This is a genomic window from Exiguobacterium sibiricum 7-3 (assembly GCF_000620865.1).
In the GTDB taxonomy this organism is placed as follows: domain Bacteria; phylum Bacillota; class Bacilli; order Exiguobacteriales; family Exiguobacteriaceae; genus Exiguobacterium_A; species Exiguobacterium_A sibiricum_A.
Genome location: NZ_KK211190.1, coordinates 2,548,645 through 2,562,380 on the forward strand (window position 1 = coordinate 2,548,645; position 13,736 = coordinate 2,562,380).

A 13,736-nucleotide genomic window follows, 5' to 3' on the forward strand; every position below is an offset into this window, starting at 1 on the left:
TTTTGAACTATACTTTAGCGGATAACCAATTCTGTACCGTCTGTATCAATCGCGACATGCGAACCATCCTGGATGGAGCCACTAATCAGAGCCCGTGCCAGTTTCGTTTCAATCGTCCGCTGGATGTACCGGTTGATTGGACGTGCTCCGTATTGTGGTTCAAACGCCTCGTTGAAAATTAACGTTTTTGCCGCTTCTGTTACATCGATTGTAATTTCACGACCGGACAGACGATCTGCCATCTTGCTGACTGCTTTGTCGATGATCCGTTCGATTTCCGCCCGGTGGAGAGGATGGAAGAGGATCGTGTCATCAATCCGGTTCAGGAATTCCGGCCGGAAATACTTTTTCAGCTCTTGACGGACCGCTTCTTCTTCTGCCGCATCAATCTCCCCGTCTTTTGCCGCTTCGAGCAAAATATTCGATCCGATGTTAGATGTCATGATGACAATTGTGTTCTTGAAATCGACCATTCGTCCTTGAGCATCAGTCAAACGGCCATCGTCCAATACTTGAAGTAAAATATTAAAGACGTCACCATGTGCTTTTTCGATTTCGTCAAACAACAACACCGAATACGGACTCCGGCGGACGGCTTCCGTCAATTGACCGCCTTCTTCATAACCGACATAACCGGGAGGTGCTCCGACCAGGCGGGAAACATTGTGTTTCTCCATGTATTCGGACATATCGATCCGAACGATGTGTTCCTCACTGTCAAACATGGCTGCTGCGAGAGCTTTCGCAAGCTCCGTTTTCCCGACCCCTGTCGGTCCAAGGAACAGGAACGAACCGATTGGACGATTCGGATCTTTGATTCCCGCCCGTGCCCGGATGACAGCATCCGAAACCAGCCGGACTGCTTCATCCTGACCAAAAACACGTTCATGTAATGTATCTTCTAAATACAGTAACTTTTCGCGTTCCCCTTGTGCGAGACGGCTGACGGGAATTCCCGTCCACTTCGACACGATATCGGAAATTTCTTCGTCTGTCACAGCTTCCCGGACGAGTTCATGCGAGACGTGTTCCGCTGATTCTTCCGCCACTTTCAACTGATTTTCAAGTGCCGGAATCTGTCCGTATTTGATTTCAGACGCTGTATTCAAATCATATCGTCCTTCTGCTTCCTGAAGAGCGAGTTTTGCTTTTTCAAGATCTGCCCGCAACTGCTGAACGTTTTGGGAACTGTCTTTCTCGCGTTCCCATCGTGTCCGGAGCGCACTTTCGTCTTCCCGGACAGAACTGAGTTCCTGTTGCAGAGTCTCGAGTCGTTTCCGGGATGCTTCATCGGTTTCTTTTTTCAGTGCTGCTTCTTCAATTTCAAGTTGCATGACACGTCGGACTAACGAATCCAGTTCCGCCGGCATCGATTCCATGTCGGTCCGAATCATCGCACACGCTTCATCCACTAAATCAATGGCTTTATCGGGCATGAAACGGTCCGTGATGTACCGGTCTGACAGGATGGCTGCCGCAACCAGGGCATTATCATGAATCCGGACACCATGATGGATTTCAAACCGTTCTTTCAGCCCACGTAAAATCGAAATCGTATCTTCGACATCCGGTTCCGCGACCAGCACTTGTTGGAAGCGGCGTTCAAGCGCAGGATCTTTTTCGATGTACTTCCGGTATTCATCTAAAGTCGTCGCACCGATACAGTGCAGCTCTCCGCGGGCAAGCATCGGTTTCAGCATGTTTCCGGCATCCATCGCGCCTTCAGTCTTCCCGGCACCGACAATCGTGTGCAATTCGTCGATGAACAACAGAATCTGTCCTTCTGCTTCCTTAACTTCATTTAAAACCGCCTGAAGACGTTCTTCGAATTCACCACGGTATTTGGCACCCGCGACAAGCGTACTCATATCGAGGCTGAACAACTGTTTGTTTTTCAGGCTCTCCGGTACATCGCCCCGGACGATCCGTTGGGCCAGGCCTTCGACGATTGCCGTTTTCCCGACCCCCGGTTCGCCGATTAAGACCGGGTTATTTTTCGTTTTGCGGCTGAGAATCCGGATGACCCGGCGAATCTCGTCATCCCGTCCGATGACCGGATCCGTTTTACCGGACCGGAAATCCGCGACGAGATCCCGCCCGTATTTCTTCAGGACATCAAAGGTGGCTTCCGGATTTTTCGTCGTCACCTTCCGATTACCGCGCATTTCAATGATTGCTTCTCGCAAGACCTGTTCCGTCACACCTTGACTCCGCAAATATTGTGTCGCCGGACTGGATTGTTTCACAAGACCTAATAATAAGTGCTCGACAGATACGTAATCGTCCTGCATCAAACGGGCTTCGGTTTCCGCTTCCGTCAAGACCTGCAACAAGGAGTTGCTGATGCGCGGCGTCGAGGATTGAGCAAGCGCCGGTAACCGTCCGAGTGCTTCATTGACTCCTGTCTCTAGCTGATCAATCCGTTGGTCGAGCTTCTCAAAAACAATCCGTGCAATCCCCTCTTCTTGTGAAAGCAGAGCCAGCAACAAGTGCCACTCTGTAATCTCACTGTGTCGACGTTGTTTGGCAATGGCTTGTGCCGATACGATGGCTTCATGTGCCCGGTCCGTTAATTTTTCGAAATCCATTTTTCCGTCACTCCTTCACAGATAAACGATTTTCCCATTCTTCATAAAATGCTGGTTCCATTTCCGGCAGTTTGACTTCCAGTTGTACCAACAAGGCACCGCGATGTCCTTCCCGGTTACTGAGTCCCCGATTCGGGATACGGAGACGGGACCCGGGTTTTGTGCCGGGCTTGATTTTCAATTTGACACGTTTTCCTTCCAACGTATCCGCCACGACTTCTCCCCCGAGAACAAATACCGTCGGATAAACACGGACGGTCGAGATGACATCGGTTTCCTGACGGCGGAACTGCTCATCATCCTTCAGATGAATCGTCACATACACATCTCCCGCGATTCCTTTACGGTTACGTTTCGAACTTTTCCCGCGTAACCGGACTTTTTTTCCGTCATACAAATCTTTTGGCAAACTCATTTGGATGGCACCTGTCGCTAATCGGATCGTCACTTTATCATTTTGACTCAGATGACTTAACGGAACCGTCAATTCGAGTTCTTCGTCCGTTTCTTCCGGTTCTTGACTAAAAAACGAACCGAACATATCTTCAAATCCAAACGATTGCCCTGCCGATCCGGTCGATCGGGATTGACGTCCGTTGAATTGGCGGAAAAGATCGTCATAGTCGGCTGACTGTCCATACCCTGCTCCAGCCATCCGTTCATAGTTACTTCCATATTGATCATACTGCGCTCGTTTTTCTTCATCCCCGAGGACATCAAACGCTTCCTGAATATCTTTGAAACGCTGATCTGCACTCGCTTCCTGATTGACGTCCGGATGGTATTGTTTCGCAAGCTTCCGGTATGCCCGTTTGATTTCCTGGTTCGATGCTGTCTTCTCGACACCAAGCGTTCGATAATAGTCTTTCGCCACTCCGATCACTCCCTTAACTTTTTATTCTGTATCTTAATTATAGAATTGGTCAGTCAATTGGTCAAATATAGTCAAACTTTTTTTGACGATTCTTTTGTTCTTTTCACTTTACGCATTTTCCTCAAACAAGTTTCGTTCCAGGAAACCATGATATACTGACAACTAGCATTATGAAAAAGGAGCGATCAAGACATGGATGGTAAAAAACGCGCCGACGTCAAAATCGGGCAACACGTCAGTATCGTATTAAAACAAGACCAGCGGACAGGAAAACGGACGGAAGGTATCGTCAAGGATCTGTTAACCAAGTCACCGAATCACCCGCACGGTATCAAAGTCCGTCTCGAAGACGGGCAAGTCGGTCGGGTTCAGGAAATCTTATAAGAGAGCACATGAAAAAGACACCCGCTTTCCGGTCATCTGCCGGAGTACGGGTGTCTTTTCGTCAATTACCGGAATGTTCGAGGTAACGTAAGGTCACTTCGATTAAGATCCGGGCCGCATGCTGCATCGCCTGTTCTTCAAAATCAAACTTCGGATGATGATGGGGATAAAAGGTTTCGTCTCCTGCGCCCGTAAAGAAAAAGGTACCAGGCACTTGTTGCAAATAATACGCGAAGTCTTCACCGCCCATCGTCGGAGCAATTTCAAAGACGTGCTCCGCACCCATGATGTCAGACGCAACAGTCCGCAAAAGGTTCGTTTCTTCCGGATGGTTGACGACCGCCGGATACCCTCTTTCGTACGTAAACGAATAGGTCGCTCCCGCCGCGTCACACACCCCTTTAATCGTCCGTTCCATTTCCCGGACGATTTGTTCGGCGACTGCTGGATCAAACGTCCGGATCGTCCCGGTCAGTTCCGCACTGTCGGCAATGACATTAAACGTATTCCCGGCATGGAGTGTACCGATGGTCAAGACCGCTTGCTGAAGCGGATCGAGACGCCGGCTGACAATACTTTGTAATTCTTTGACAATGGTCGCCCCGAGTACGACGGCATCAATCGTTTCGTGTGGCTTCGCGCCATGTCCTCCGCGCCCGAACAGTGTCAGCTCGAACTTATCGGCCGCTGCCATGACAGGACCAACCCGATAACCAATCGTTCCAAGTTTCGTCGTCGACCACAAATGGGTTCCGAAAATGACGTCGACACCGTCGAGGCATCCGTCGGCAACCATGTCCCGTGCCCCGCCCGGAACGACTTCTTCCGCGTGTTGATGAATCAAGACGACATTTCCTGCCAACTGTTCCTTTTGGCGGACAAGAATTTCTGCGACTGCAAGCAGCGTCGCTGTATGTCCGTCATGCCCGCATGCATGCATGACACCGGGTACGGTCGACCGGTAATCCACGGTTTTTTCATCCTGAATCGGCAATGCATCAAAATCTGCCCGCAGTGCGACCGTTTTTCCCGGTTTCCCTCCGCGAATCGTTCCGACCACACCACGTCCGCCGACACCGGTCCGGACTTCAATTCCAAGCTCCGTCAACCGGTCCGCAATGAATTGCGGGGTATCGACTTCATGAAACGATAACTCCGGATGTTGATGTAAATACCGGCGCCGTTCGACCATCACTGGAAATAACTGCTCCACCATCTCTTCCACCGTCTGTTTCATTATGTACGCCCCCTATTTTTTACTGTGCAACATCTTGACACTTTCCCGTGTATACTGCAGCCGTTCAATCGTATCGTCATAATGGACGGCGGCATAGGATAAAAACAATACATCAATCGCAAACAACTGGGCGAGACGCGAACTCAAGGCCGCACTGCGTAACGGCGCTTCCGGAGCCCGTGACGTCCATAAGGCGATATCCGCCAGTTGACTGACACGATTATCCCCGAACCGCGTCAAACTGATGACCTTCAGCCCGCGAATCTTGGCGAGCCGGATCAACTCGACGACTTCCTCGGTTTCCCCGCTGTAGGAAATCGCAAAAAAGACATCATCCGGGCTGGCATTCGCAAGAATCGTCGCAACGAGATGTTGATCCGATTCCTGAATCGTCAGTTTCCCGACACGTGTCCATTTTTGGGCGGCATCCAGTGCGACGACGTTCGATGCACCAATCCCGTAAAAGTAAATCGCCCGTGCCTGGTCCAATATATCCGTCGCTTCGGCAATCCGGTCTTCACTCAATTGTTTCGCCGTATCTTGTAAGGCTTGAATGCTGTTGCTGACCGTTTTTTCCACTAAGTCAGCAGGCCGTTCATTTTTTTCAATATCATGATACCCCTTTAAATCTGTTCGTGCCGTATCCGCTGAAATCCGCATCCGGAGTTCTGGATATCCTTTTAAACCGAGTGCCCTGCAAAAACGGACGACAGCTGCGGCACTTGTTCCCGATTCCTCGGCTAAATGATGAATCGTCATCCCCGCGATTTCATTCATATGCGCTAAAACAAAATCAGCGACTTTCCGCGAAGAAGAAGGCAACTCTTCGTGGACAGCGTTAATCTGTGAAAAAATACCACCTTTCATGCGACCCGCTCCCTTACCATGGATTAAAACAGGCGAATCCAGCGTGTCTCTGCTGATTCGCATGATGCTTCTTTTCTATTATGCGCTTTCAAGACGGCTTTCGTAAATCTAAAGAAATCTGACAATAGTAAATCGTTGTTTTGTTGTGCTTAAAAGTCTGCTTAGACTCAACAAAAAAGACTCCTGCTTGCGCAAGGAGTCTGTCTGTTCAAATGAAATCAACGGATTTTGACAATCGGTTTTTTCGTATCCGGCTCGATGAATAACATCGCTTCCGTATCGCCGTTCAAGTTCGTGACGGTAATCGTTGTCGGGACATTCCGATTGTATTCCCAACGATTTTCGAGCAAGTAGGTCACGTATTGAATGAACGCTACGAGTTCTGCTTTTCCGTAAAACTGAACCGGAATCTTGATTTCCAACTTCTTCAGTTCACCTTCCTGATAAAAGCCTTCTCCCATCATACCGGTGTAGTTCGGGAAATAGTCTTCGAGGCGGTCCTTGAACAAATCAAACTTCGCGGCATCATCACGGACATCGTTCGTTGCGGCACCCGATGGGTAGTAATAATATTTTTCATCATAGTTCTTCCAGTCGTTCGAACTGATCTGATTGCCGCGCCCGATAAAGGCGGAAGATACATAATGTCCGGAAACCGGTGACCCTTCACTTTCCTGTAAATACAAGGCGACGTGGATCGGTGTCGTTTTGATACCGTCCGTTTTCCGCATTTTCTTGACCAATTCATTTGCCATCCGTTTTCCTTCTGCGATGACTTTTTTCTCGTCGAGTTTCACGGTATAGGTCGGACCGTAGTTTTCATCCTGGAAAACATATTCGCTGTTTAAGACTAAAGCGACGGATGTCCCGCCGAGTTCGAGTTTTTTATCTTCTTCCAACATGTAGTCCTGTTCCAAAATGTGCGATAGAATCAAAGGAGACTTTTGGTTTTTTTCTTTGTAAGACTTTCCGGTCGTATAAGCAGGGTTCAAGCCGTTCGGATCACTGACGCCATCCCCGGCTTTTCCTTTTCGTAACAACCACTGGGCAATTTGATCGGCCTCGAGCAGTTGTCCTTCTTGATAATAGTATTTATCCGGAGCAAAAAATTGAGTGGAGTGACGCATCAATCCGGTCTCGATTTCATCCAGCTCCAGGCGTGAACTGACTCGTTTTTGTGTCATCCCGCGGGCGACACTCGGCCGGAACGGTAAGACGGTCCGGTAATAGGAATCGGTCGTATCAATCGCCGGACTGACGACAGCCTGGACTTCTTTTCCTTGTTCACTCTCTGTAATGACTTCTTTTGTATCGCTTTTTTGTGATAAATCAAACGAACACGCGCCGAGGAATAATGTACTCGTCAACGTCAACGCGACTATTTTTTTAGATTTCATCTGTTTTCGCACCCCATGTTTTCAAAATCGTTCTCTCTATCATAACAGAATAGTTTTCCATCGGGGAAGGTGTAGTTTTTCCCTGATTTTCAAAAAAGTATATCCTGCTTTTCAGCAGATGAAAGGATTTTTTTATGAAACGACGACTTCTTGGTCTCCTTCTCTTGATTGCCGGCATCCTGCTCATTCTTTGGCCGATGTATACCAATCATCAAAAACAACAGGCCGCTGACGAACTAAAACAGCAATGGACACAAAATTTAAAGGCGGTCGATGCCAAAGAAACGAAGAAACCGGTCGCAACGAACGGTAGCGGCTTACTGACGATTCCGTCACTTGATTTTGAACAAGTCATCTTAGAAGGGGCTTCGACGACCATTCTTGATCAAAGCATCGGTCACCTGAAAGGAACCGGTGCGCCCGGTAAAGGGAATTACGCCTTAGCGGGACACCGCAGTTTCACGAAAGGACTCCATTTCAACCGTCTGCCCGAGTTGAAAACGGGTGCACATGTGATTGTAACAACAAAAAGTCACCGCTATACCTATCAAATGAAGACATCACAACTTGTCAAACCCACCGATTTGTCCGTCTTGCACCAGGACGTGAAACAAGCAACTATTACACTGATTACGTGTGATCCGCCGGAAACGGCAACCAATCGGTTAATCAAACAAGGTGTTCTAATTAAAACCGAGTCGCTGTAACACATCGTAAAATCATATGCAAAAAGGGAAGGCGCACAATTCTGTCGCCTTCCCTTTTCCTATTCCAATCATCCGTTTGACGAATTTCGTATTATCCTTCGTATTTCGCCAACTCTTCAAGCAGTTGCGTTTCATTCCAAATCTCGATTCCGAGCGACTCGGCTTTCGTTAACTTCGAACCGGCTTTTTCTCCGGCCACCAAAATATCCGTCTTTTTACTGACGCTGCCGGTCACGTCCGCACCAAGCAACTCGAGCCGTTTCCCGGCTTCTGAACGTTTTAACGTCTCCAGTGTTCCGGTCAACACAATCGTCTTCCCGGCGAGCGGTGCATTCGATTGATCGACCCGTTGTCCGAGAAACTGTTGGTTCAATCCGAGTGCTGCCAAGTCCTTGATCAGGTCTTGCGCTTCCGGATGTTCAAAATACTTCGTGACGGAATCGGCAATTTTACTGCCGATGCCATCAATCGCTAAAATTTCTTCATACTCCGCCTGTGCGATCCCGTCCAGTGAATCAAAGCGCTCTGCGAGCAGGTAAGCCGCTTTTTGACCGACCAATCGAATTCCGAGACCAAACACCAGTCGTTCCAAGGAATTCTGCTTCGAAGCTTCAATTGCGGTGAGAAGATTATCGACCGACGTTTCACCCATCCGTTCATACGTCAACAACTCATCCCGGTCGAGACGGTATAAATCGGCGAGCGTCCGGATGGCTTCATGTTCATACAATTGACGCACCACTTTTTCACCGAGACCATCGATGTTCATCGCTTGACGCGATACGAAGTGAATGATGCCTTCCACAAGTTGGGCCGGACATTCCGGACTGACACACCGAATATCCGCTTCGCCTTCTAACCGGACGAGTTCCGATTGGCAGGCCGGACAATGGGCCGGGAATGCAATCGGCTGTTCGTCGCCCGTCCGTTCGGAAACGACGACGCTGACGACTGCCGGGATGACGTCCCCGGCTTTTTTGATGATTACTTGATCGTGCAGTCGAATGTCTTTTTCCGTGATGAAATCGGCATTGTGGAGTGTTGCATAACTAACCGTCGAGCCGGCGACGACGACCGGAGCGAACCGTGCACGTGGCGTGACTTTCCCTGTCCTTCCGACACTGAAATCGACTTCTTCGACCGTCGTCATGACTTCTTCTGCGGCAAATTTATACGCCGTCGCAAAGCGGGGACTTTTCGCCGTGAAACCAAGTTCTTCCTGATCGTCATACCGATCAACTTTCAGAACGATGCCGTCAATTTCGTACGGTAAATTGGAGCGTTCCAGCGTCCAGTGGGCAATGTAGGCTAAAATTTCTTCGACCGTCTCACACGTCTGCATCTCCTTGTTCGTCGGTAATCCGAGTTCAGCTAGTTGCAACATCGCTTCGCTATGCGAACGGGCACTCAGTGTATTGACACCGACACCGTAGACGAACAGTGACAGATTACGGGATGCGGTAATCGAAGAATCGAGCTGCCGCAAACTTCCGGCTGCCGCATTACGCGGATTGGCAAACAAGGCTTCCTCACGTTCTGCCCGGTCTGCATTCAAGCGTTCAAACGATTGTTTCGGCATATAGGCTTCACCCCGGACCTCGACCGTCTGATTTTGACGCAGGCGGAGCGGCAAGGCTTTGATCGTCCGCAGGTTTTGTGTGATGTTCTCGCCGACCGTTCCGTCCCCTCGTGTCGCACCACGGACAAGTTGTCCGTCTTCGTACTTCAGGGAAATCGCGAGTCCGTCAAACTTCAACTCTGCAACATATGTCGTCGAACGTCCGAGTGAACGTTCGATGCGGGCGACCCACTCCCGAATTTCCGTCTCATCAAAGACGTTGCCGAGCGATAACATTGGTAAATCATGGGTCACCTTCTCAAAGGCATCGAGCGGCGCAGCACCGACGCGTTGCGTCGGTGAATCTGCCGTGATCAGTTCCGGATGTGCCGTTTCAAGTTCCGTCAGTTCCCGTAACAATTGATCATAGGTGCTGTCCGGAACAGTCGGCTGATCCTGCACGTAATATTCATAACTGTATTGGTTCAACTTTTGGCGTAATTCCTCGATTCGTGCCTGTTCTATCATCTTGACGCCTCCACTCATACCTTTTTGATTGGTGCGAATTTCGCAAGTAACCGTTTGACACCAACTTCCGGGAAGGCGATATCGATTTCTAAGCTGTCTCCTGCCCCGCGTGTCTGCACGACGGTTCCCCGGCCCCATTTTCCGTGTTCTGCTTTGTCACCGACGTTCCACCCGAGTGACTCTGCTCCTGACGTCTTCATCGCAGTCGGTTTCGTGACTGATCGGCCGATGACGGCTTTTCCTTGCGGTACCGGACGATCTTCCCATGGCAATGGTTTCGGTTTTTTACCGGTCCGTTCCAGTACTTCCTCCGGTAATTCGGCAAGAAAACGGGATTCGAGATTGGCATTGGTCCGGCCATACAGCGAACGCATCCGCGCGTGCGAAAGATACAATCGTTTTTCTGCCCGCGTGATGCCGACGTAGGCGAGGCGACGCTCCTCTTCCATCTCATCTTCATCCTGCAACGAACGGCTGTGCGGGAACAAGCCTTCTTCCATTCCGATCAGGAAGACGATTGGGAACTCGAGACCTTTGGCCGAGTGTAACGTCATCAACGTCACTTGTTCACCCGGATCACTTTCATCCAGAGAATCGACATCGGCGACCAGCGTCAAATCCGTTAAGAACGCGATAATCGTTTGTTCTTCCGAATCTGCTTTTTCGGTCTCTTTTTCAAAGTTTTGCGCAACCGTGATGAACTCGTTGATGTTCTCAAGACGGCTTTGTGCTTCGAGTGTCTTGTCTTCTTTTAAGACTTGACGGTAGCCGCTCTTCTCAAGCACTTCTTCCACCAATTCGGACAGGCTGATGAACTCTTGCATCTGTTGCAGACCAAGAATCATCGTCCGGAAATCCGTCAGTTTGGCTGCCGTTTTCGGCGCAATGCTCGACAATTCGATATCGCGAATCGCTTCCATCAGGGAAACTCCCTGCAAGTCGGCAAAATCACGCAATTTATCAATCGTTGTCGCGCCGATTCCGCGCTTCGGTTCATTGACGATTCGGGCAAACGATAAATCTTCGTTCGGATTCGAAATCAGACGCAGATAAGCCAAAACATCCTTGATTTCCTTCCGGTCGTAGAACTTCGTGCCGCCAATCATCTTGTACGGAACATTGGATTTGAGTAACGTTTCCTCAATCGCCCGCGACTGGGCATTGGTCCGGTACAGAATCGCGACATCGTTTAATTTCATTCCGTAACGTAAGGCATTGCGGATTTCCTGAACGATATAGAACGCTTCTTCCCGTTCATTTTCTGCTGTATGGACCACCAGTTTTTCGCCTTCCGCGTTTTCCGTCCAGAGTTTTTTATCTTTACGGGTGCTGTTGTTCTGAATGACGTGGTTCGCTGCGTCCAGAATCCGTTTTGAAGACCGGTAGTTTTGTTCAAGCAGGATGACTTTCGCTGTCGGATAGTCTTCCTCAAACGACAGGATATTGGCAATGTCGGCTCCGCGCCAACGGTAAATCGACTGATCCGAGTCCCCGACGACACATAAGTTTTGGTGCGCCGCTGCGAGCAGATTGACAAGATCATATTGGGCTTTGTTCGTATCTTGGTACTCATCGACATGGATGTATTGGAACTTGCGTTGGTAAAACGCCAGAACGTCCGGATTTTGTTTGAACAACTCGGTCGTCTTCCCGATCAAGTCGTCAAAATCCAGCGCGTTATTGCGGCGCAAGACGGCTTCGTATCCTTTGTAGATTTCAGCAACGGTTTTTTCGTACGGGTTCGTGACGATCGAGGCGTAAAACTCCGCGCTCCGCAATTCGTTTTTTTGACTCGAGATGATCGACAACATCGACCGTGGATCCCATTTCTTCGGATCAAGATTTTGTTCTTTTAACACAAGTTTAAGCGCCGACTGCTGGTCGCTTGAATCGAGAATCGTGAAGTTTCGGTTGTAGCCGATTTTTTCGATGTCCCGACGTAACATCCGGACACACATCGAGTGGAAGGTCGACACCCAGATGTCGTTGGCGACACCGCCGACGAGCCGGGAAATCCGGTCACGCATCTCGCGTGCCGCTTTGTTCGTAAACGTAATCGCCAAGATGTTCCACGGGGCGACTTGTTTCGCAGCCATCAAATAGGCGACACGGTGTGTCAGGACACGGGTTTTCCCGGAGCCTGCTCCCGCCATGATTAACAGCGGTCCATCGGTATGCTTGACTGCCTTTGCTTGTTCTGGATTCAATCCGCTGACAAGCTGTTCACTTAAATTAAACATCTAAATAGCCTCATTTCTATCTAAATTAGGCGAGAGTACTCGCACTTCTAAACGTAGTGAAAGTGGGAGGTGAATCGCCAGCCTCCCTTTCGGGTATAAACCTCTCAAGGAGGTGAAAATCATGTTGAAGCATAAGGCCTACAAATTCAGAATCTACCCGACAAAAGAGCAGGAAATCCTGATTGCGAAGACCATTGGTTGTTCGCGCTTCGTCTTCAACTACTTCTTATCGAAGTGGGATGAGACGTATCAAGCGACAGGCAAAGGAATGTCTTACGGTTCTTGTTCAAAAGAAATCCCGATGCTGAAGCAAGAGCACAACTGGCTGAAAGAAGTCGATAGCCATTCGCTTCAATCGAGCGTCAAACACCTGACCGATGCGTATGAACGCTTCTTCAAGAAGCAGAACGAACGGCCTCGATTCAAGTCGAAGCGCAATCCCGTTCAATCCTACAAGACCAATATCGAAAAGAAGAACCAGCTTCCCGAGGTCTCAATCGTCGGCAACAAGCTCAAACTTCCGAAGCTGAAGTGGGTGCGTTTCGCCAAATCGAGGCAGGTCGCAGGACGCATCTTGAGCGCAACCATCCGGCGTAACGCTTCAGGAAAATACTTCGTCTCCCTGCTCGTCGAGCAGGAAATCCACGAACTGCCGAAGACCGGTTCCTCCGTCGGCGTCGACGTCGGGTTGAAAAACTTTGCCATCCTGTCGGATGGTACGGTATACAAGAACGACCGCTACTTCCGTTCGCTCGAGAAAAAACTGGCGCGCGAGCAACGCAAGCTCTCTCGTCGTCAGCGCATGGCCTTGAACAAGAAAGTGAAACTTTCCGAGTCGAAGAACTACCAGAAGCAGAAGCGAAAGGTCGCCCGCATCCACGCAAAGATTGCCAACAAGCGAATCGACTTCTTGCACAAGGTATCCACCGAAATCGTCAAAAACCACGACGTCATCGGCATCGAGACCTTGCAGGTGAAGAACATGCAGAAGAACCGCAAGTTGAGCAAGTCCATCTCCTATGTCAGTTGGTCGGCGTTCTTCCGCATGCTCGAATATAAGGCGGACTGGTACGGGAAGACCATCGTGAAGGTCGGCAAGACCTTTGCTTCGAGCCAACTGTGCTCCAGTTGCGGTCATCAACACAAAGACGTGAAACATCTTGGCTTGCGTGAATGGACATGCCCGATTTGTGGCATCCACCACGACCGTGATGTGAATGCAGGACTGAATCTTAAACGAGAAGCGGAACGTATCTTGGCTTCTTCAACCGTCGGGACGACGGGGTTAGCCTGATCAGGTTTCGACCGTTAGGTCGAATAACTCAGGAATCCTACACCTCTAAGCAAAGCGTAGGT

Annotated in this window: 10 protein-coding genes; 3 read left to right on the top strand and 7 right to left on the bottom strand. The window is 49.6% G+C overall.

What is annotated here, in order from left to right; all coding sequences use genetic code 11:
• Positions 1 to 14: 14 nt before the first annotated feature.
• On the bottom strand, positions 15 to 2,588 hold the full coding sequence (gene clpB / locus P402_RS0114210; RefSeq protein WP_026829289.1) for an ATP-dependent chaperone ClpB: 2,574 nt from the start codon (positions 2,586 to 2,588) through the stop codon (positions 15 to 17).
• 7 nt (positions 2,589 to 2,595) lie between these two features.
• Positions 2,596 to 3,462: a DnaJ C-terminal domain-containing protein gene (locus tag P402_RS0114215; RefSeq protein ID WP_026829290.1), complete on the bottom strand. Its 867-nt coding sequence runs from the start codon at positions 3,460 to 3,462 to the stop codon at positions 2,596 to 2,598.
• A 192-nt stretch (positions 3,463 to 3,654) separates the two neighbouring features.
• Between P402_RS0114215 and P402_RS0114220 the strand changes: the two genes are divergently transcribed.
• Positions 3,655 to 3,846, top strand: a complete 192-nt coding sequence (locus P402_RS0114220) for a YwbE family protein (protein WP_012369376.1) — start codon at positions 3,655 to 3,657, stop codon at positions 3,844 to 3,846.
• 61 nt (positions 3,847 to 3,907) lie between these two features.
• Here P402_RS0114220 and P402_RS0114225 read toward each other — a convergent pair whose 3' ends face one another.
• The 3 genes from P402_RS0114225 to P402_RS0114235 all read right to left on the bottom strand — a co-directional run bounded on the left by P402_RS0114225 (position 3,908) and on the right by P402_RS0114235 (position 7,347).
• A complete protein-coding gene (locus P402_RS0114225; protein WP_026829291.1) occupies positions 3,908 to 5,083 on the bottom strand; it encodes an amidohydrolase in 1,176 nt (391 codons plus the stop codon).
• 12 nt (positions 5,084 to 5,095) lie between these two features.
• Positions 5,096 to 5,950: a MurR/RpiR family transcriptional regulator gene (locus P402_RS0114230; RefSeq protein ID WP_026829292.1), complete on the bottom strand. Its 855-nt coding sequence runs from the start codon at positions 5,948 to 5,950 to the stop codon at positions 5,096 to 5,098.
• A 218-nt stretch (positions 5,951 to 6,168) separates the two neighbouring features.
• Positions 6,169 to 7,347: a CamS family sex pheromone protein gene (locus P402_RS0114235; protein WP_026829293.1), complete on the bottom strand. Its 1,179-nt coding sequence runs from the start codon at positions 7,345 to 7,347 to the stop codon at positions 6,169 to 6,171.
• 134 nt (positions 7,348 to 7,481) lie between these two features.
• Here P402_RS0114235 and P402_RS0114240 point away from each other — a divergent pair, with 134 nt between their 5' ends.
• A complete protein-coding gene (locus P402_RS0114240; protein WP_026829294.1) occupies positions 7,482 to 8,054 on the top strand; it encodes a class D sortase in 573 nt (190 codons plus the stop codon).
• Positions 8,055 to 8,145: 91 nt separating this feature from the next.
• Here the strand turns inward: P402_RS0114240 and ligA are convergent, their stop codons facing one another.
• Positions 8,146 to 10,140: an NAD-dependent DNA ligase LigA gene (ligA, locus tag P402_RS0114245; RefSeq protein ID WP_026829295.1), complete on the bottom strand. Its 1,995-nt coding sequence runs from the start codon at positions 10,138 to 10,140 to the stop codon at positions 8,146 to 8,148.
• Between the two features lie 14 nt (positions 10,141 to 10,154).
• Complete coding sequence (gene pcrA / locus P402_RS0114250; RefSeq protein ID WP_026829296.1) at positions 10,155 to 12,380, bottom strand: DNA helicase PcrA; 2,226 nt, start codon at positions 12,378 to 12,380, stop codon at positions 10,155 to 10,157.
• A 121-nt stretch (positions 12,381 to 12,501) separates the two neighbouring features.
• On the opposite strand from pcrA, the gene tnpB reads away from it, so the two are divergent.
• Positions 12,502 to 13,674, top strand: coding sequence for an IS200/IS605 family element RNA-guided endonuclease TnpB (tnpB, locus tag P402_RS0114255; RefSeq protein ID WP_026829297.1), 1,173 nt, complete (start codon positions 12,502 to 12,504; stop codon positions 13,672 to 13,674).
• The last annotated feature ends 62 nt before the right edge of the window (positions 13,675 to 13,736 follow it).

Excerpts from the sequence above, each read along its gene's own strand:
- clpB (WP_026829289.1), bottom strand. The coding sequence starts at position 2,588 with ATGGATTTCGAAAAATTAACGGACCGGGCACATGAAGCCATCGTATCG.
- P402_RS0114220 (WP_012369376.1), top strand. The coding sequence starts at position 3,655 with ATGGATGGTAAAAAACGCGCCGACGTCAAAATCGGGCAACACGTCAGT.
- P402_RS0114225 (WP_026829291.1), bottom strand. The coding sequence starts at position 5,083 with ATGAAACAGACGGTGGAAGAGATGGTGGAGCAGTTATTTCCAGTGATG.
- P402_RS0114230 (WP_026829292.1), bottom strand. The coding sequence starts at position 5,950 with ATGAAAGGTGGTATTTTTTCACAGATTAACGCTGTCCACGAAGAGTTG.
- P402_RS0114235 (WP_026829293.1), bottom strand. The coding sequence starts at position 7,347 with ATGAAATCTAAAAAAATAGTCGCGTTGACGTTGACGAGTACATTATTC.
- P402_RS0114240 (WP_026829294.1), top strand. The coding sequence starts at position 7,482 with ATGAAACGACGACTTCTTGGTCTCCTTCTCTTGATTGCCGGCATCCTG.
- ligA (WP_026829295.1), bottom strand. The coding sequence starts at position 10,140 with ATGATAGAACAGGCACGAATCGAGGAATTACGCCAAAAGTTGAACCAA.
- pcrA (WP_026829296.1), bottom strand. The coding sequence starts at position 12,380 with ATGTTTAATTTAAGTGAACAGCTTGTCAGCGGATTGAATCCAGAACAA.
- tnpB (WP_026829297.1), top strand. The coding sequence starts at position 12,502 with ATGTTGAAGCATAAGGCCTACAAATTCAGAATCTACCCGACAAAAGAG.